Below are 18,730 nucleotides of genomic sequence, written 5' to 3' on the forward strand. Positions count from 1 at the left end.
CCAGACCGCCTCGGGCATCTGGACCGAGGGCGCGCTGACCGAGGAGAAGCCGGCTGCGACCGAAGGCGCCCCGGATGCGACCGCCCCGGCCCCCGCTGATAGCACCGCGCCGCCGGCGGACGGCGCCGCCGCGCCCGCAGCGCCGGCGGACAACTGACCGCCCTCCCGGGTCCGCGGCTGGGTCATGACAGCCGCACGGCTTTCGCTTAGGCTCGCCCCCGGGCGACAACGGGCGGCCCAGGCGGCCAGCGGGCAGATGAGCAAAGACACCATGCCGGCGCCGGGCGGCGCCGAACCCGGAAACGTAACAGCGGAGGCCGCCTTTGACGCGGTGCGCAGCCGCGCCGCCACGACCGGTGGCTTTGCTCGCGACCTGCCCGCGCATCTTCTCGCCTTCCTGCCCGCGCCAGGCCCCGCGCCCCGCGACGCCCGCCGTCTCGTCGTGACCTACGACAACCTCGCCTCGGTCCGCGAAACCGAGGCCCGCGTCCCCTGGGGGGACGAGTTCCTTGCCGCGCAGGGCTGGGACGTGCTCGGCGTCATGATCAAGCGCAAGGACTGGTTCCGCGACGCCGCCCTGATCGAGGCCATGGAGGCGCTCGGCGCCGAAGGCTTCTTCGCCGGATTCGGCGCGATCTCGGCCTTCGGTTCCTCGATGGGCGGGTTCGGCGCGCTGGCCTTCGCCGGCCACTATCCCGGCGCGACGATTCTCGCCTTCGCGCCGCAATCGACGCTCGACCCCGCGCGCGCCCCCTTCGAGACGCGCTACCGCTATGCCCGCCGCACCCTCCCCTGGACCGGCCGCCATGCCGACGCCGCCGAGGCGGCGGGCGCGGCGGGCCGGCTCTACCTCGCCTTCGATCCGCATCAGGCCGAGGATGCCGCCCACGCCGCGCGGCTTGCCGGGCCGAACACCATCCCGCTCAGGATGCCGTACCTCGGCCACAAGCTGCCGCCGGCGCTCCTGCGCATGGGGCAGTTGAAGCCGCTGGCCCGCTCCGCGCTGGAAGGCACCCTCGACCTGCCGGCCTTCCACCGGATGATGCGGGCCCGTTTCGCCTCCCCTTCCTATGTCGAGGCACTCCTCGCGCGCGCCGGCGATCGCGGCCACCACCGGCTTGCCCTGCGGGCCGCCGACCGGCTCATGGCCGAGCGGCCGCACTGGAAGGTCGGCCGCCAGCGCCGCGGCCTGCGCGCCGGTCTCGCGGCCGAGGCCGACCTTGCCTCGGACTGAGGCGTTTTCCATCTTTCCTTTTCGCTCCGCCCCCCTATAGTCCGCGCCATGACACGGAGCCTGAATATTGCCGAGACCCACCGCGCCTTTCGCGCGGCGTCGCTTCGTGGCCTCCTTCTCCTCCTTAGCCGCCTCTGAGCGTGCCTTCCGGCGCGACCGCTCAGAGGTGACTGCTGCGCCAGGCCAGCTAAGGACAAAAGAGAGATGAACCGATGACCGACCAGAGACCCAGAAACCGCGTGCTGATTTTCGACACCACGCTGCGCGACGGCGAACAGTCGCCCGGCGCGACGATGACCCATGACGAGAAGCTTGAGATCGCCGAGCTGCTCGACGAAATGGGCGTCGACATCATCGAGGCGGGCTTTCCCATCGCCTCGGAAGGCGACTTCGAAGCGGTGAGCGACATCGCCCGGCAGACGAAGAACGCCGTGATCTGCGGCCTCGCCCGCGCCCAGTTCAAGGACATCGACCGCTGCTGGGAAGCGGTGCGTCATGCGAAGCGGCCGCGCATCCACACCTTCATCGGCACATCGCCGCTCCACCGCGCGATCCCGAACCTGACGATGGACGAGATGGCCGAGCGGATCCACGAGACCGTGAGCCACGCCCGCAACCTCTGCGACAACGTCCAGTGGTCGCCGATGGACGCCACGCGGACGGAACACGACTATCTCTGCCGCGTCGTGGAGATCGCTATCAAGGCCGGCGCCACGACGATCAACATCCCCGACACCGTGGGCTACACCGCGCCCAGCGAATCCGCCGACCTGATCCGGATGCTCCTGGAAAGGGTTCCGGGCGCGGACGAGATCGTCTTCGCCACGCACTGCCACAACGACCTCGGCATGGCGACGGCCAATGCGCTGGCCGCCGTCGAGGCCGGCGCGCGGCAGATCGAATGCACGATCAACGGGCTCGGCGAGCGGGCGGGCAACACCGCGCTGGAAGAGGTGGTGATGGCGCTGAAGGTCCGCCACGACATCATGCCCTTCACCACGGGCGTCGACACGACCAAGATCATGAACATCTCGCGCCGGGTCGCTGCCGTCTCGGGCTTTCCGGTGCAGTACAACAAGGCGATCGTCGGCAAGAACGCCTTCGCCCACGAAAGCGGCATCCACCAGGACGGGATGCTGAAGAACGCCCAGACCTTCGAGATCATGCGTCCCGAGGATGTGGGCCTCTCGGCCTCGAACCTCGTCATGGGCAAGCATTCGGGGCGCGCGGCGCTGCGCGACAAGCTGCGCCAGTTGGGCTACGAGCTTGCCGACAACCAGCTCAACGACGTCTTCGTGCGCTTCAAGGCGCTCGCCGACCGCAAGAAGGAGGTCTACGACGACGACCTCGTCGCGCTGATGACGGATTCGACCTCGGCCGAGGGGCAGATGCAGGTGAAGTTCCTGCGCGTCATCTGCGGCACCGAGGCGCCGCAGTCGGCCGACCTGATCCTGACCGTCAACGGGGTCGATCACCAGGTGACGGCGCAGGGCGACGGCCCGGTGGATGCCACCTTCAACGCGGTGAAGAAGCTCTTCCCACACAGCGCCCGGCTCGCGCTCTACCAGGTCCATGCCGTGACCGAGGGAACCGATGCGCAGGCCACCGTCTCGGTGCGACTCGAAGAGGGCGGCAAGATCGTCACCGGCCAGTCGTCGGACACCGACACGGTCGTCGCCAGCGCCAAGGCCTATGTCAACGCGCTGAACAATCTCGTGGTGCGGCGCGAAAAGACGAAGCCTGCCGAGGAGCTGAAGTCGGTTTCGTGACAGGATCGGCGGGCTGGAGGCGCTCCGGCCCGCCCGAAATGTTCGATTTCTCCGCTGCGGCGGAAACCCGCAGGGAGGCCCGCGGCGCCCCCTTCCGCCCCCTGCCGGCAAAGCCTATAAGAAGCCCCGGCCTGCGACGGGCGAGTCGCCGGCCCAAATCTCTTTGGGGAAACGGGAACACATCATGGCAGGCTGGGGCGGGCTTTTTTCGTCGGACATGGCGATCGACCTCGGGACGGCGAACACGCTCGTCTATGTCCGGGGCAAGGGGATCGTTCTGAACGAACCCTCGGTCGTCGCCTACCACGTCAAGGACGGCAAGAAACAGGTGCTCGCTGTCGGCGAGGACGCCAAGCTGATGCTCGGCCGCACCCCCGGCTCCATCGAGGCCATCCGGCCGATGCGCGAGGGCGTCATAGCCGACTTCGACACCGCCGAGGAGATGATCAAGCACTTCATCCGCAAGGTGGCCAAGCGCGCGACCTTCTCCAAGCCGAAGATCATCGTCTGCGTGCCCCACGGCGCGACCCCGGTCGAGAAGCGCGCCATCCGCCAGTCGGTCCTCTCGGCCGGCGCCCGGCGCGCGGGGCTGATCGCGGAGCCCATCGCCGCCGCCATCGGCGCAGGCATGCCGATCACCGATCCCACCGGAAGCATGGTCGTGGACATCGGCGGCGGCACCACCGAGGTCGCGGTGCTGTCGCTCGGTGACATCGTCTATGCCCGCTCGGTCCGCGTCGGCGGCGACCGCATGGACGAGGCGATCGTCAACTACCTGCGGCGTCAGCAGAACCTGCTCGTCGGCGAATCCACGGCCGAGCGCATCAAGACCTCGATCGGCACCGCGCGGATGCCCGACGACGGGCGCGGCGCCTCCATGTCGATCCGCGGCCGCGACCTTCTGAACGGCGTGCCGAAGGAGATCGAGATCAACCAGGCCCAGGTCGCCGAGGCGCTCGCCGAGCCGGTCCAGCAGATCTGCGAGGCGGTGATGACCGCGCTCGAGGCGACGCCGCCCGACCTTGCGGCCGACATTGTGGACCGCGGCGTGATGCTTACGGGCGGCGGCGCGCTCCTGGGCGAACTGGACCTTGCGCTGCGCGAGCAGACGGGGCTTTCGATCTCCATCGCCGACCAGTCGCTCAACTGCGTCGCCCTTGGCACCGGCAAGGCGCTGGAGTATGAAAAGCAACTCCGCCACGTGATAGATTACGACAGCTGAGCCCCCGGGGCCCGTCTTGGGGCCCTTTTGGGCACGGCGCCGACCGCGAGGCCGCCCTTGGCGAGAGACCGCAACACCGATGCCGATTTCAAGGGACCGGTGCGCCGCATCCTGATGGCGGTGCTGTTCTTCGCGCTGGCCGCGATCTTCCTCGTCTGGCGCATCGACAGCCCCCGCGTCGAACGCTTCCGCGCCGTCTTCATCGACAAGGTGGTGCCGAATATGGACTGGGCGATGGCCCCGGTCACGAAGCTCGTCGGCATGGTGGAGGGATTCCAGTCCTACGCGCGCATCTACGAGCAGAACCAGGAACTCCGCCGCGAACTTCAGCAGATGAAGGCGTGGAAGGAGGCGGCCGTCCAGCTCGAACAGCAGAACGCCAAGCTGCTGGCGCAGAACCAGGTGCGGCTCGACCCCAAGCTCACCTCGGTCTCCGGCGTCGTGATGGCGGATTCCGGATCGCCCTTCCGCCAGTCGGTGCTGCTGAACGTGGGCGCCCGCGACGGCATCGTCGATGGCTGGGCCACGATGGACGGGCTGGGCCTCGTTGGCCGCATCTCGGGGGTCGGCCAGACCACGAGCCGGGTGATCCTTCTGACCGATGCCTCCAGCCGCATCCCGGTGACGATCCAGCCCTCGGGCCAGCGGGCGATGCTCGTGGGCGACAACAGCCCCGCCCCTCCGGTCGAGTTCATCGAGGCGCCCGAGCAGGTGCGCCCCGGCGACCGGGTGATCTCGTCGGGGGATGGCGGCGTCTTTCCCGCCGGGCTGCTCGTCGGCCAGGTGGAGCTCGGTCCGGACCGGCGCCTGCGCGTCCGCCTCGCCGCGGATTATGAGCGGCTGAGCTTCCTTCGCGTGCTCAGAAGCCATCCGGCCGAACAGATCACCGAGGCGGGCGGCCTCATTCCGCCGCCGGTGCTGCCCGTCCTGCCGCCCGCCGCGGTGCCCGCCCCCGTGACACCGGACGCCCCGACACCCGCGGCCGAGGCCGGCGATGGTTGATCCGGTCGCGGCCCGCCGGCTGGCCTACAGGGTCCTCTTCGCGGGGATTGCGGCGTTCGTCCTCTTCGTGCGGATGCTGCCGCTCGATGCCGTGCCGTCACGCGTTCCGGGGCCCGACTTCATCCTCTGCGGCACCATCGCCTGGGTGCTGCGCCGGCCCGACTACGCGCCCGCCGCGCTTGTCGCCGCGGTCCTGCTGATGGAGGATGTCCTTGCCATGCGTCCGCCGGGGCTCTGGCCGCTCGTCGTCCTTCTGGGCACGGAGTTCCTGCGATCCCGCGAGGCGAGTTTCCGTGACCTGCCTTTTGCGCTCGAATGGCTGGTCGCCGGGGGCCTGGTCATCGCCGTCACGGTGATCAACGGACTGGTGCTCGCCACCTTCCTGGTACCTCAGGCGCCAGCCGGCTTGACGGCGCTGCGGACCGTGGTCACCATCCTCGCCTATCCCGGCGTGGTGCTTATTGCCCATTTCGTCTTCGGCTTGCGCAAGGCGGCGCCGGGTCAGGTCGATGCTTTCGGACGCCGGAAATGAGACGCTCGCCGCGCGATACCCAGGAAAGCTTCCGCACGATCAGCCGGCGCGGCCTGCTGCTCGCCGGCCTGCAGGGTGTCTTCGCGACCACGCTCGCGTTCCGGATGCGGTATCTCCAGCTTGACCAGACGGATCAGTTCCGTCTGCTGGCCGAGGAGAACTCGATCAAGATCCGCCTGATCCCGCCCGCGCGCGGGCTCATTCAGGACCGCTCCGGAGAGGTCATCGCCGGGAACGAGCAGAACTACCGGATCACCATCACGCCCGAGGACGCCGGCGACACCAATGCGGTGCTGGACCGGCTGTCCCGGCTCGTGCCGCTCGCGCCCGACGATCTGGAGCGGACGCGCAGGGAAATCTCCCGGCGCGCGCCGACGCTGCCGATCACGGTGGCGGACCGGCTGAGCTGGGAGGATTTCAGCCGCGTGGCGGTGAACGCGCCGGTCCTTCCGGGCGTCACGACCGAGGTGGGTCTGTCGCGCGTCTATCCGCTCGGCCCCGATTTCGCGCATGTGCTCGGCTATGTCGGCCCGGTCAGCGACTACGACCTCTCGAAGATGGAGGACCCGGATCCGCTTCTGCAGATTCCGCGGTTCCAGATCGGCAAGCTGGGCGTGGAGGCGAAGCTCGAGGAGGAATTGCGCGGCAAGGCCGGAACGCGGCGGATCGAGGTGAATTCCACCGGCCGGGTGATGCGCGAGATCGACCGGCGGGACGGCGATCCCGGTGCCAACGTGCGGCTGACGATCGATCACCGGCTGCAGAACTACGTCCAGGCCCGCCTCGGCGAGGAGAGCGCGGCCGCCGTGGTGATGGACGTGACCACGGGCGGCATCCTGGCCATCAACTCGGCGCCGAGCTTCGACCCCAACCTCTTCGTCCGCGGCATCTCCACGGCCGAGTACCGGGCGCTTACCGAAAACGACCACCGGCCGCTCGCCGACAAGTCGGTCCAAGGCGCCTACCCGCCGGGGTCGACGTTCAAGATGGTGACTGCGCTCGCCGCGCTGGAGGCGGGCGTGATCTCTCCCGAGGAGACCGTCTACTGTCGCGGTTTCACCGAACTCGGCAACCGCCGGTTCCACTGCTGGAAGCGGGCCGGGCATGGCCACGTCGGCCTGACGCAAAGCCTCGAGCAGTCCTGCGATGTCTTCTACTACGAGGTCGCGCAGCGCACCGGCATCGACAAGCTGGCGGCCATGGCGCGCCGGCTCGGCATCGGTGTCCGCTTCGATCTGCCGATGTCGGCGATCTCGGAAGGCCTTGCCCCCGACAAGGAATGGAAGGCACGCAAGTACGGGACCGGCTGGCTCATCGGCGACACTCTCAACTCCGGGATCGGCCAGGGCTTCGTGCTTGCCTCGCCGTTGCAACTCGCGGTGATGACCGCGCGCATCGCCACGGGCAAGGCAATCATGCCGCAGCTGATGCGGGCCATCGACGGCCAGGAACTGCCGCAGGAGCCCGCCGCCGATCTCGGCATCGACCCGGCCCTGCTGGCCTACGTCCGGCGGGGCATGTTCGACGTCACCAATTCCCGCCGAGGGACTGCCTACGGCTCGCGCATTGTCGACGATACCATGCTCATGGCCGGCAAGACGGGCACGAGCCAGGTGAGGAACATCACCGCGGCTGAACGTGCGCGCGGCGTGATCTCCAACGACCAGCTTCCCTGGAACCGGCGCGACCACGCGCTCTTCGTCTGCTTCGCGCCCTTCGACGCGCCGCGCTATGCCGTCGCGCTCGTCGTCGAGCACGGCGGCGGCGGATCCCTCGCAGCCGCGCCGATCGCGCGCGACATCGTGCTTTTCGCGATGAACGACGGCATGCCTCCGCTGACCGCCTATCCCGAAAGCCAGCGGACGCGCATCGAATCCGAGCGCGAGAAGCTGCGGGTGCTCGAGCCTGGCGCCACCGACGCGACGAGGTCGCGCGCATGAGCTACCTCGAGTACAACGTCAAGACCGTACCCTCGGGGCTCAGGAAGGTGCTTTACGTCAACTGGGCGCTTGTCCTCCTTCTGGCAGCGACGGCCGCGGTCGGGTTCCTCATGCTCTACTCGGTGGCTGGCGGCCGGATCGAAATCTGGGCGGAACCGCAGATGAAGCGTTTCGCCGTCGGCATGGCGGTGATGCTCGTCATCGGTTTCGTGCCCATCTGGTTCTGGCGCAACCTTTCCGGTCTCGCCTATTTCGGGGCGCTTGTCCTACTCGTTGCGGTCGAGTTCTTCGGCGACGTCGGCAAGGGCGCGCAACGCTGGCTCGATCTCGGACCGCTCCGCCTCCAACCGTCCGAGATCATGAAGATCGCGCTCGTGATGTTCCTTGCTGCCTATTACGACTGGCTCGACGTGAAACGTACCTCGCGGCCGCTCTGGGTGCTGATCCCGGTGCTCCTGATCCTCGTGCCGACCTTCCTCGTCCTCAAGCAGCCCGACCTCGGCACAGCGATCCTGCTCGTCGCCGGAGGCGGCATCGTGATGTTCGTGGCGGGCGTCAGCCTTTGGTACTTCGGCACCGTCATCGCACTGGTCGGCGCACTCGTCTTTGCGGTGTTCGAGAGCCGGGGCACGGACTGGCAACTGATCGAGGACTACCAGTTCCGGCGGATCGACACCTTCCTCGATCCGGGGTCCGACCCGCTTGGCGCCGGCTACAACATCACCCAGGCCCAGATCGCGCTGGGGTCGGGCGGCTGGGCGGGCAAGGGCTACATGCAGGGCACCCAGTCACGGCTGAACTTCCTGCCGGAGAAGCACACCGACTTCATCTTCACCACGCTCGCCGAGGAATTCGGCTTCGTCGGCGCCTTCTCGCTCCTCGCCCTCTACATCCTCATCATCGTCTTCTGCATCTCCTCGGCGCTGGCCAACCGCGACCGTTTTTCCGCGCTCCTGACCTTCGGTGTCGCGGGGACGTTTTTTCTGTTCTTCACCGTCAACATGGGCATGGTGACGGGGCTCATGCCCGTCGTCGGCGTGCCGTTGCCCCTTGTCTCCTACGGCGGGACGGCCATGATCATCCTGCTCGCCGCCTTCGGGCTCGTGCAGAGCGCCCATATCCACCGCCCGAGGTAGTCCGATGCCCGTCACTGTCCATTTCGCCGCCGGCTCCGCCGCCTGGAGGGAATATCACGACCAACTGCCGCGCGCCTTGGCCGACGCGGGCGTGGAGGCCGAGATCCTCCTGGCCGCGCCAGATCCGGCAAAGGTGGACTACATCGTCTTTGCGCCCGGCGGCGAAATCGAGAACTTTTCACCCTTCGTGAACTGCAAGGCCGTCCTGAACCTCTGGGCCGGGGTGGAGCGGATCGTCGGCAACCGGACGCTGACCCAGCCGCTCGCCCGCATGGTCGATCCGGCGATGACGGAAAGCATGGTCGAATGGGTCGTCGGGCACACGCTCCGCCACCATCTCGGCATGGACCTGCATATCCTCCACCAGGACGGCATTTGGCGGAACGACATCACGCCGCCCATCGCCCGGGAACGCTCCGTCGCCATCCTTGGCCTCGGCGCCCTCGGGCAGGCCGCGGGCGAGGCCTTGGCGCGGCTCAATTTCCGTGTGCTGGGGTGGAGTCGCAGCTTGAAGTCGATCCCCGGCATCGACTGCCATTCGGGCGAGGAGGGCCTGAACACGGTCCTGTCGCGCGCCGAGATCGTCATCCTGCTGATGCCGCTCACGGCGGAAACCGAGAACCTGATGAACGCCGCCCGGCTCGCCCGACTGCCCCGGGGTGCGATCCTCATCAATCCCGGCAGGGGGCCGCTCATCGACGATGCGGCGCTGCTCGCCGCACTCGACCGCGGCCAGGTCGGTCATGCCACGCTCGACGTCTTCCGCAACGAGCCGCTGCCGAAGGAGCACCCGTTCTGGGCCCATCCGAACGTGACGGTCACGCCCCACGTCGCGGCAAGCACGCGGCCGCTGACCGCCTCTGCCGTCATCGCCGAGAACGTCCGGCGCGGCGAGGCCGGAGAGCCCTTCCTCTATCTCGTCGACCGCGCACGCGGCTACTGAGCCCGCGTCACCGGAGCCTCGGCGGCCGGGCCGGATCGGTTCCGGGCGCCGCAGGACTGAGGACCTGGGCCGTCTCGGCGGGCGCCGCCGGAAGGTCGAAGCTGAGCGCCTGGCGCGCGATGTCGCCGAGCGCGGCATCGCCGGACGCGAGGAAGGTCACGTCGAGCGCCCCTGCCTCGATGCCGGAAAAGACCAGCGCCTCGGACACCGCCTTGGCCAGCGCCGCCTCTGCCAGGGGCAGGGCGTCCTCGACCACGAGGAGATGGCCCTGCCCGCCCCCCTCCCAGGTGACCGCGACGAGATGCGCCCGCGCGGCGAGCCCGGCGAGCCGGGCGAGCTTGGCGTCGAGCGCGGCGAGAAGCGCCTGCGGTACGCCCGCGGGCGGACCATAGGCCACCGGCCGTGCGGCCGCTTCCGCGGGCGCCTGTCCCAGCATTCCGGCGAGCCAGCCGAGCGCCCCGGCCGGAAGCAGCGTGGCCGAGGGGGCAACGGCAAGGTTCAGTCCGAGCCCGAGCCCCTCGGCCGACAGCAACCGGGCCACGACCCTCCCGGGCAGGGCGGCGTAGGGCGCCGGACCCTCGGCGAAGGCTGCGAGCCGGGCCTCGGTATCGAAGACAAGCGCGGCCCGCCCCTCCTCCAGGTCGACGAGCGCCGGCTCGATCGTGTCGCCGAGCGGTTCCTCCGCCAGGAGAAGGAAAAGCTCCGCATCCGCCAAACGGTCGTAGAAGGCGAGCCGCGCCGCGTCATGCTCCGGCGCGGCGTTCATCGCCGCATGCAGCCGGTCGAGATCAGTTTCCATCGAGCACCTCGCGCAGCCGCTTCCGCGCCACCGGCAGAAGCTCGGCCTCGAACCACGGATTGCGCCTTAGCCATGCCGTATTGCGCCAGGACGGATGGGGCAAGGGGAAGACACGCGGCGCGTGGTCGCGCCAGCGCGCGACGGTGGCCGTCACGCCGCCTTTCACCGCAGCCGGCCCGAGGTGCCAGGCCTGCGAATAGCCGCCAACGAGAAACGTCACGCGGACATCCGTCAGAACCTCCTTTACCCGCGCATGCCAGGTCGCCGCGCAACGCCGGGGTGGCGGCAGATCGGAGCCCTTGCCGTCATAGCCCGGAAAGCAGAAGGCCATCGGCACGACTGCGACCCTGTCACGGTCGTAGAATTCCGTCTCGGTCAGCCCGAGCCAGGTCCGCAGGCGGTCGCCGGACGGGTCGGCGAAGGGGCGGCCGATCTCATGCACCCGCGCGCCCGGCGCCTGCCCGGCGATCAGCACCCGTGCACCGGGGCGAAACCACACGACCGGTCGCGGCGAATGCGCTGTGGCGGTTGCCGCAAAATCGGCGGCACAAAGACGGCAGGCGGCAATCTCGCGGTCAAGTTGTAGCAGAGAGACGGTCATGAACGTGACTTAGCCCTCGCAACGGGGTCACACAACGCCGTCTTGCCGCAGCGCGGCGGGTTGCTCCGCTGGGACCTTTCCAGTATCCAGACCGGAAGTCGGACAGGGGGGGGGAAGGCATGTATCGGGTCTGGAACTACGTTACCGCATACTCGCTCCTTCTGATCGGTGGCGCTCTTTTGGCCCTGATATGGGCCAACACCAACCCGGACAGCTACCACCACTTCGTCCATTACGTGCTCGTCGACAACTTCTTCATCGGGGAGTTGCACGAGGAGGGCGGCGGCGCCACCCGGACCCTGACGCTTCACTTCCTCGTCAACGACGTGCTCATGGCCTTCTTCTTCGCCATCGCCGCGAAGGAGGTCTGGGAAGCGGTGATCCTTGAGAACGGCTCGCTGCGCGGATCGCGGGCGATGACGCCGCTCGTGGCCACCGCAGGCGGCATGATCGGGCCGGTCGTCGTCTATCTCGGACTGGCCGCCGCCCTTGGCGTCTTCGAGACGGTCAGCCGCGGCTGGGCGATCCCGACCGCGACCGACATCGCGTTTTCCTACCTCGTCGGCCGGATGGTCTTCGGCGCCGGCCATCCGGCGGTCCGGTTCCTGCTCCTTCTCGCCATCGCCGACGACGCGGGCGGGCTGATCATCCTGGCGATCTTCTACCCGACCGGGGAACTCGCGCCAGCGTGGCTCCTCCTCTCGCTTGGCGCGGCGCTGGCCGTGTTCATCCTCTTCAACTGGCTGCCCCGGCGTCTCGACCGGGGCAACCAGTTGCGCCCGAACTCGACCTGGGTGCGCAAGTACCTGTCGTTCTGGCCCTACCTGATCGCCGGCTGCCTGAGCTGGTTCGGCTTCCAGGAAGCGGGCATCCATCCTGCGCTCGGCCTCCTGCCGATCGTGCCGACGATTCCACATGCCGATCGCGCCTTCGGCATCTTCGCCGAGGCGGAGCAGTATCTCACCGACCTCCTCAACTGGATGGAGCACCGCCTGAAGTTCCCGGTGGAGTTCGTCCTCTTCTTCTTCGGCCTCTTGAACGCCGGCGTCGAGTTCAGCGCGATTGGCGCGCCGACCTGGCTCGTGCTCTTCGGCCTGATCATCGGCAAGCCGGTCGGCATCTTCCTCTTCGGCTGGTTCGCGGCGAACGTGCTGCGCCTCGGCCTGCCCGATGGGATGCGAAACTCCGATCTCGTCGTCGTCGGTTGCGTCGCCGCTATCGGCTTCACCGTCGCGCTCTTCGTCGCCTCGGTGGCCTTCCCGGCCGGTCCGGTGCAGGACGCGGCGAAGATGGGCGCGCTCTTCTCCTTCGGTGCGGCAATCATCGCCATCGTCGCCGGCAAGGTCTTCCGCGTCCAGAAGGTCGCGCTGCCGTAGCCCGAAGGCGCCGGGGCTTCCTCGGCGTCGATGCTTGCGCCATAATGCCGCCTGAAGACCGGTGTAACGGTTGTTAACGAAGCGGATGTATGACCGTCCGCGAGGCGAGGCGGCCCAGGGCCATCGGATGCTCGAGTTCGAGAATGTCAGCAAGTCCTTCTGGACGGGCAAGACGCGCAAGGTGATCCTTGACCGCGCCTCGTTCCGTGTCGAGCTGGGGAATTCGCTCGGCATCCTCGCGCCCAACGGGACCGGCAAGACGACAATCATCAACATGATGGCGGGGCTCGAGAAGCCCGACGAGGGGACGATCCGGAAAGGCTGCCGGGTGTCGTTTCCGCTCGGCTTCATGGGCGGGGTCGTCCAGAAGCATTCCGCGCGCGAGAATGCCCGGTTCATCGCCCGTCTCTACGGCCTCGACCCCGACTATGTGGAGGCCTTCAGCCGTTGGCTCTGCGGGATCGAGGAATACTTCGACATGCCCGTCGGCACCTATTCGGCCGGCATGAAGGCGCGCTTCACCTTCTCGCTGCTGCTCGCGATGGAGTTCGACATCTACCTCATCGACGAGGGGATGCCCTCCACCACGGACGTGGAGTTCAACCGCAAGGCCGGATACATCCTGCGCGAGCGGCTGAAGACGGCGACCGTCATCGTCGTCTCGCACCAGCCGGCGACGCTGGAGAAGTTCTGCCGGTCGGCCGCCGTGTTGCGCGACGGCCGGTTGCACATGTTCGACACCCTCGAAGAAGCGAAACGGATGTATGACTACGCCTCCTAAAGCCGCGAAGTTCCGCATCCGCGCCGGCGCCTCCGCGCCGAGGTCCGCAGGCCCCGCCCCCCTGCCCGAGGATGGGTTCGGGGACGAGCCCTTTCCCACGGCCGAGACGGATATGCTCGGCCCCGCGGCCCGGACGGCGGAGGACGAGATCGAGGCGATCCGCGCCGAGGGACTTACCGGCCGGCAGCTTCGCACCGCGCGCCGCGTGGCCATGAAGCACGGGATCGAAGCGGCCTCGGACCTCGATGCCATCCGCCTCCTGCGCAAGAAGGGCATCGATCCGTTCCGGCCGGCCGCCGTCCTGCAACTCATCGAACGGCGCGCCGATTCCACCCGGGCGCAGTTGCCGCAGACGGTGATGCCGCCGAAGCTGCCCGGCCCGCCGCTGGACGAGGCTGGCCGCGCGCGCGAGATCATCGCCATCCAGCGCGACATCGTTCGCCGCCGCCGGCGCAACTTCCTGATGCTCCTGGCGCGGCTCGCGATCTTCGTGTTCCTGCCGACATTCCTCGCCGGCTGGTACTATTTCCGCGTGGCGACGCCGCTCTTCGCCACCAAGTCCGAATTCATCATCCAGCAGGCGGACGCCCAGGTCGGCGGGCTGGGGTCCATGTTCCGCGGGACCCAGTTCGCGACCTCGCAGGATTCGATCGCCGTCCAGGGTTACCTTCAGTCGCGCGATGCGATGCTGAGGCTCGATCGCGACCTCGGATTCAAGGCGCATTTCTCGCAACCGTTCGTCGACCCCGTCCAGCGGCTCGACCCCGGCGCCTCGAACGAAGCCGCCTACCGGCTCTACAAGCGCAACGTGAAGATCGGCTACGACCCGACCGAGGGGCTGATCAAGATGGAGGTCATCGCCGCCGATCCCTCCGTCAGCCAGAAGTTCGCCGAGGCGCTGATCGGCTATGCGGAAGAACAGGTCGACCAGCTTTCGCAGCGCCTGCGAGAGGACCAGATGCAGGGCGCCCGCGACAGCTTCGCGGATGCCGAGGCCAAGGTGACCGCGGCGCAGGCGAAGGTGCTCGACCTGCAGCAGAAGCTGGGTGTGCTCGATCCGCTGTCGGAATCCAACACCGTGATGAGCCAGGTCGCCACCTTCGAGGTCGAGTTGCAGAAGAAGCGGCTGGAACTCCAGCAGCTTCTCGACAACGCCAACCCCAACCAGGCCCGGGTGGACGGCGCCAAGGGCGACATCGCCCGGCTGGAGGATCTGATCCGCGGCCTGCGCTCGCACCTCACGCAAGGAAGCGACGAGACCGCATCGCTGGCGCAGGTTTCGGGTCAGCTCCGCATCGCCGAGGCCGAGTTGCAGAACCGCCAGCTGATGCTCAGTCAGGCGCTCCAGCAGCTCGAAACCGCACGGATCGAGGCCAACCGGCAGGTGCGATACCTGGAAACGGCCGTGAGCCCCGTGGCGCCCGACGAGCCGACCTATCCGCGCGCCTTCGAAAACACGCTCTTGGCCTTCCTGATCTTCGGTGGCATTTACCTCATGCTGTCGTTGACCGCATCCGTCCTGCGGGAACAGGCGACCGCCTGAGGAGGCCGGAATGACCAAGATGAAGGATGTGAGCATCCGCGGGCTCACCGTCGGCAACGACCGGGTGCTTACCGTCATCGCCGGGCCCTGCCAGATCGAAAGCGCCGACCACGCCCAGATGATCGCCGGCCGCATGGCCGAAGCCTGCGCCTCCGTGGGCGCGCAATACGTCTTCAAGGCAAGCTACGACAAGGCCAACCGCACCTCGCTTGCGGGCCGGCGCGGCATCGGCATGGAGGCGGGGCTGAAGGTTCTGGAAGGCGTGCGGACCGCGCTCGGCATGCCGGTCCTGACCGACATCCACGACGCCGACCAAGCGCGAATCGCCGCGACGGTCGTTGACGTGATCCAGATCCCGGCCTTCCTCTGCCGCCAGACCGACCTCCTCCTCGCGGCCGGTGAAACGGGCTGCGCCGTCAACATCAAGAAGGGCCAGTTCCTTGCGCCCTGGGACATGGCGAACGTCGCCGCCAAGGTGGCGAGCACGGGAAACGAGCGCATCCTGCTGACCGAACGCGGCGCCTCCTTCGGCTACAACACGCTGGTGGCGGACATGCGCTCGCTGCCGATTATGGCCAGGACGGGGTACCCGGTGATCATGGACGCGACCCATTCGGTGCAGCAGCCCGGGGGGCAGGGCGGATCGTCCGGCGGCCAGCGCGAATTCGCCCCCGCCATGGCCCGCGCCGCCGTCAGCCTCGGCATCGCCGGCGTCTTCATCGAGACGCACGAGGACCCCGACCGCGCGCCCTCGGACGGGCCGAACATGGTGCCGCTCGACCAGATGGCGCGGCTCCTCGAGACGCTGATGGCGCTCGACCGGATTGCCAAGGCGGATCCGCTGCGGGTCTGAACGTCACGCGACCTGCCCCGCCACCCAGCCCGAAGACCAGGCCCACTGGAAGTTGTAGCCGCCGAGCCAACCGGTCACATCCACCGCTTCGCCCACGACGAAGAGCCCCGGCACCGACTTCGCCGCCATCGTCCTTGCATCGAGCCCGGCGGTATCGACGCCGCCGAGCGTCACCTCGGCCGTCCGGTAGCCCTCCGACCCCACCGGCGTGACCTGCCAGCGGTGCACGGCCGCATCCACCCGGTCGATCGCGGCGTTCGGCTGGTCGGCGAGCCTCCCGGCAAGGCCCAGGCGCCCCAGCACCATCCGCGCCACCTTCTCCGGAAGGTGCCTGCCGAGCGCGGTGGCAAGGTCGAGCCGCCCGCCCGTTGCCCGCGCCGCCTTCAGCGCCGCACCGACGGAGGCGTCCCGGGCGAGGTCCACGGTGATCGTGGCACCCTCGCGCCAGTAGGAACTGATTTGCAGGATCGACGGCCCCGAAAGCCCCCGGTGGGTGAAGAGCAGCCCCTCCTCGAAGCTCGCCCGGCTGAGGCTTACCCGCGACGCGACCGAAATCCCGGCCAGCGGCGCGATGTCCGCGAGGTCCTGCGGCGCGAACGTCAGGGGCACGAGCGCCGGCCGCGTCTCGGTCACAGCCAGCCCGAACCCCGCCGCGATCCGGTAGGCGAGCCCCGTCGCCCCCATCTTCGGAATCGACTTGCCCCCGGTGGCAAGGACGAGGCTCTGCGCCGCGATCTCGCCCGCGTCCGTCGCCACGATGAACCGCCCGTCCCGGCGCACAGCGCCCACCTGCCGTCCGAGCCTGAGGTCGACACCGGCCTCGGCCATCTGCCGGGTGAGCATCGCGACGATCTCCCGGGCGCTGCCGTCGCAGAAAAGCTGGCCGAGCGTCTTCTCGTGCCAGGCGATACCCGCCCGGTCCACCCGCGCGATGAAGTCCGCCGGCGTGAAGCGGCTGAGCGCCGAGACCGCGAAGCGCGGATTCTGCGACAGGAACCGCTCCACCGGCGCCTCGCGATTGGTGAAGTTGCACCGCCCCCCGCCGGAAATCCGGATCTTCTCCCCCGGCCTCGCGGCATTGTCGAGCACGACGACCCGCCGTCCGCGCCGGCCGGCTTCGATCGCGCACATCATGCCGGCCGCTCCGGCGCCGAGGATCAGGACATCCGTCGATTCCATCCCCTCTCCTAGGCTCTCTCCCCGCCGGGAACAACGGCGCGCGGGCGGTGATTTGGTCTTGCGGCCCGGGCACGGCTTCGCTATGAACCCCGCCAGTTGGGGCGTCGCCAAGTGGTAAGGCAGCGGTTTTTGGTACCGCCATACCTAGGTTCGAATCCTAGCGCCCCAGCCATCCATCCCAACATCATGACGCCCCAAGGCCTTCACGGGTCTCGCCTCACCGAAGTGCCCCAACCTGTGCCCCACCTGCTGCGGGCTGCTACGGGCTCTCTGCAGGGCGCTGGGCCTAGGCTCCGAGGGGTGGGGAAGAAGAACTAAGGAACTGCTGCTGCTCAGGGGGCTACAGGTCCCCCTGGGTCTCCTCCTAATAGGTATAAGTAATGGAGAAAGCAGAACAAAGAGAACAGAAGCATCTCCTTCTGCAGCAGTCCTCTTAACCCCCCTTAGGAAGCATAAGGAGGGAGAGCCCCCCACCGCTCCTCATGAGAGGTCAGGCGGGAGAGGTAGCCCGGGCAGCGCGGGGACTGCCGCCACGCCACGAAGTCCAGCAGGACATCGAAGAACGGGGAGCAATAGAGCTATGCTCGCTAGCGCTTTCTTTCGATCCATTCCATGAAGTCGAGCCTGACAGATGGTATTGGATCGAGCGCAGCTATCTGCGGGAAATCGTGTGCTCTCCCCCACCACTCGCTAATCGGCATTTCCGCGACGGTCCCGTACGTCAAATAGTAGCTACTCGGAATCGTTTGGTTCCGGTTCACAGGCGAAAATACCGCGACTGCCAAGAGGCCGAAGATGATCCGGTCGCTGAGTTGTACCGTTCCGTGCGTGAAGCGCATTCTGGTCCTTCTCTCGGGGCCAGCAACGTCCGAAATGAGTTGGAAACGGCTTTGTTGCACAAATCGGCTGACAGTCGGACTGCCCCTTCTCCCGGACAGACTTATCCTGCGACCCTCGTGACTGGGATGCCGAGCGCGGTGTAGCCGTTCAGCACGGCAACACGGACCTGGAACTCGGCCACCTGGCGATCGAAGTCTCGCGCCATGAGGCGCTGACCCAGGAGTTTGACACAGTGCATTTTCGTCTCTGCACGGCTCCGGCGGTGGTAGCCGCTCCATCGTCGCCAGAGCGCGCGGCCAAGGTATTTCGACGCCCGCAATGCTTCGTTGCGCGCGACAGCGCCTGCGGTGGCGGTCTTCCACGGCTTGGCGTTTTTGCGCGGCGGAATGACGGCATGAGCGCCCCGCTCGGCGATGGCATCATGGCACTTGCGCGTGTCGTAGGCCCCGTCGGCGGTGACGCTGGCGATCTCCTGATCGGGTGCGATCTGGCTCAGCAATTCGGGCAACATGGGCGCATCCCCAACATCGCTGCTGGTGACCTCGACCGCCCGAATCTCCAGTGTTTGCTCGTCGATCCCGAGATGGACCTTGCGCCAGACGCGCCGCTTCGGGCCGCCATGCTTGCGTGCATTCCACTCACCTTCTCCCTCGACCTTGATCCCGGTGCTGTCGATCAAGAGGTGCAGCGGGCCTTGCGACCCCCGATGCGGGATGTTCACGGCCAGCGTCTTCTGGCGACGGCTCAGGGTGCTGAAGTCCGGCACCGTCCAATTCAGCCCAATCAACCGGAGCAGGCTCTCGACGAACCCGGTCGCCTGTCTAAGCGCCAAGCCGAACAGAACCTTCATCGTCAGGCAGGTCTGAATGGCAGGATCGCTGTAGACGGGCTGCCGCCCGCGCTTGCCAGTCGGATCAGCCTCCCAAGTCATCTCGGGATCGAACCAGATCGTCAGCGACCCCCGGCGCTTAAGCGCCGCG

General features: G+C 67.8%; 16 protein-coding genes and 1 tRNA gene. 13 read left to right on the forward strand and 4 right to left on the reverse strand.

The annotated features are described in order from the left end of the window. Positions 1–256: 256 nt before the first annotated feature. The 8 genes from F9K34_RS10320 (at position 257) to F9K34_RS10355 (ending at position 9,778) form a co-directional block, all read left to right on the forward strand. Complete coding sequence (locus F9K34_RS10320) at positions 257–1,234, forward strand: hypothetical protein (protein WP_291336881.1); 978 nt, start codon at positions 257–259, stop codon at positions 1,232–1,234. Positions 1,235–1,446: 212 nt separating this feature from the next. Further along, on the forward strand, positions 1,447–3,003 hold the full coding sequence (locus tag F9K34_RS10325) for a 2-isopropylmalate synthase (protein ID WP_291336882.1): 1,557 nt from the start codon (positions 1,447–1,449) through the stop codon (positions 3,001–3,003). A 184-nt stretch (positions 3,004–3,187) separates the two neighbouring features. Beyond that, positions 3,188–4,225, forward strand: coding sequence for a rod shape-determining protein (locus F9K34_RS10330; RefSeq protein ID WP_291336883.1), 1,038 nt, complete (start codon positions 3,188–3,190; stop codon positions 4,223–4,225). A gap of 57 nt (positions 4,226–4,282) precedes the next feature. Next, positions 4,283–5,227, forward strand: a complete 945-nt coding sequence (gene mreC, locus F9K34_RS10335; protein ID WP_291336884.1) for a rod shape-determining protein MreC — start codon at positions 4,283–4,285, stop codon at positions 5,225–5,227. Further along, the gene (locus tag F9K34_RS10340) at positions 5,220–5,759 is read left to right on the forward strand and encodes a rod shape-determining protein MreD (protein ID WP_291336885.1); all 540 of its coding nucleotides are present in this window, start codon (positions 5,220–5,222) and stop codon (positions 5,757–5,759) included. The genes mreC and F9K34_RS10340 overlap by 8 nt, the downstream gene beginning before the upstream one ends. Next, on the forward strand, positions 5,756–7,699 hold the full coding sequence (gene mrdA, locus F9K34_RS10345; protein ID WP_291336886.1) for a penicillin-binding protein 2: 1,944 nt from the start codon (positions 5,756–5,758) through the stop codon (positions 7,697–7,699). Before F9K34_RS10340 ends, mrdA begins: the two co-directional genes overlap by 4 nt. Beyond that, entirely contained in the window at positions 7,696–8,835 is a 1,140-nt protein-coding gene (rodA, locus tag F9K34_RS10350; protein WP_291336887.1) for a rod shape-determining protein RodA, read from the forward strand. The genes mrdA and rodA overlap by 4 nt, the downstream gene beginning before the upstream one ends. 4 nt (positions 8,836–8,839) lie before the next feature. Next, entirely contained in the window at positions 8,840–9,778 is a 939-nt protein-coding gene (locus tag F9K34_RS10355) for a 2-hydroxyacid dehydrogenase (RefSeq protein WP_291336888.1), read from the forward strand. A 7-nt stretch (positions 9,779–9,785) separates the two neighbouring features. Here F9K34_RS10355 and F9K34_RS10360 read toward each other — a convergent pair whose 3' ends face one another. Beyond that, complete coding sequence (locus F9K34_RS10360; protein WP_291336889.1) at positions 9,786–10,577, reverse strand: SseB family protein; 792 nt, start codon at positions 10,575–10,577, stop codon at positions 9,786–9,788. Continuing rightward, entirely contained in the window at positions 10,567–11,178 is a 612-nt protein-coding gene (locus tag F9K34_RS10365; protein ID WP_291336890.1) for a uracil-DNA glycosylase family protein, read from the reverse strand. The genes F9K34_RS10360 and F9K34_RS10365 overlap by 11 nt, the downstream gene beginning before the upstream one ends. A gap of 119 nt (positions 11,179–11,297) precedes the next feature. On the opposite strand from F9K34_RS10365, the gene F9K34_RS10370 reads away from it, so the two are divergent. The 4 genes from F9K34_RS10370 to kdsA all read left to right on the forward strand — a co-directional run bounded on the left by F9K34_RS10370 (position 11,298) and on the right by kdsA (position 15,731). Next, positions 11,298–12,554, forward strand: coding sequence for a Na+/H+ antiporter NhaA (locus F9K34_RS10370; protein WP_291336891.1), 1,257 nt, complete (start codon positions 11,298–11,300; stop codon positions 12,552–12,554). Positions 12,555–12,681: 127 nt separating this feature from the next. Continuing rightward, the gene (locus F9K34_RS10375; RefSeq protein ID WP_291336892.1) at positions 12,682–13,335 is read left to right on the forward strand and encodes an ABC transporter ATP-binding protein; all 654 of its coding nucleotides are present in this window, start codon (positions 12,682–12,684) and stop codon (positions 13,333–13,335) included. Next, positions 13,319–14,878, forward strand: a complete 1,560-nt coding sequence (locus tag F9K34_RS10380) for a capsule biosynthesis protein (RefSeq protein ID WP_291336893.1) — start codon at positions 13,319–13,321, stop codon at positions 14,876–14,878. The genes F9K34_RS10375 and F9K34_RS10380 overlap by 17 nt, the downstream gene beginning before the upstream one ends. Before the next feature lie 19 nt (positions 14,879–14,897). Then, positions 14,898–15,731: a 3-deoxy-8-phosphooctulonate synthase gene (gene kdsA, locus F9K34_RS10385; RefSeq protein ID WP_291336896.1), complete on the forward strand. Its 834-nt coding sequence runs from the start codon at positions 14,898–14,900 to the stop codon at positions 15,729–15,731. A 3-nt stretch (positions 15,732–15,734) separates the two neighbouring features. On the opposite strand, the gene F9K34_RS10390 is transcribed toward kdsA, so the two are convergent. Beyond that, a complete protein-coding gene (locus F9K34_RS10390; protein ID WP_291336894.1) occupies positions 15,735–16,910 on the reverse strand; it encodes an NAD(P)/FAD-dependent oxidoreductase in 1,176 nt (391 codons plus the stop codon). 97 nt (positions 16,911–17,007) lie between these two features. On the opposite strand from F9K34_RS10390, the gene F9K34_RS10395 reads away from it, so the two are divergent. Then, positions 17,008–17,082, forward strand: a tRNA-Gln gene (locus F9K34_RS10395). 768 nt (positions 17,083–17,850) lie between these two features. Here F9K34_RS10395 and F9K34_RS10400 read toward each other — a convergent pair. Beyond that, positions 17,851–18,730 (reverse strand): IS5 family transposase (locus F9K34_RS10400; protein WP_291336895.1); only part of this gene is annotated, 880 nt, incomplete at its 5' end.

Origin of the sequence: Albidovulum sp., from assembly GCF_008933605.1 — a bacterium.
Lineage (GTDB): Bacteria > Pseudomonadota > Alphaproteobacteria > Rhodobacterales > Rhodobacteraceae > Albidovulum.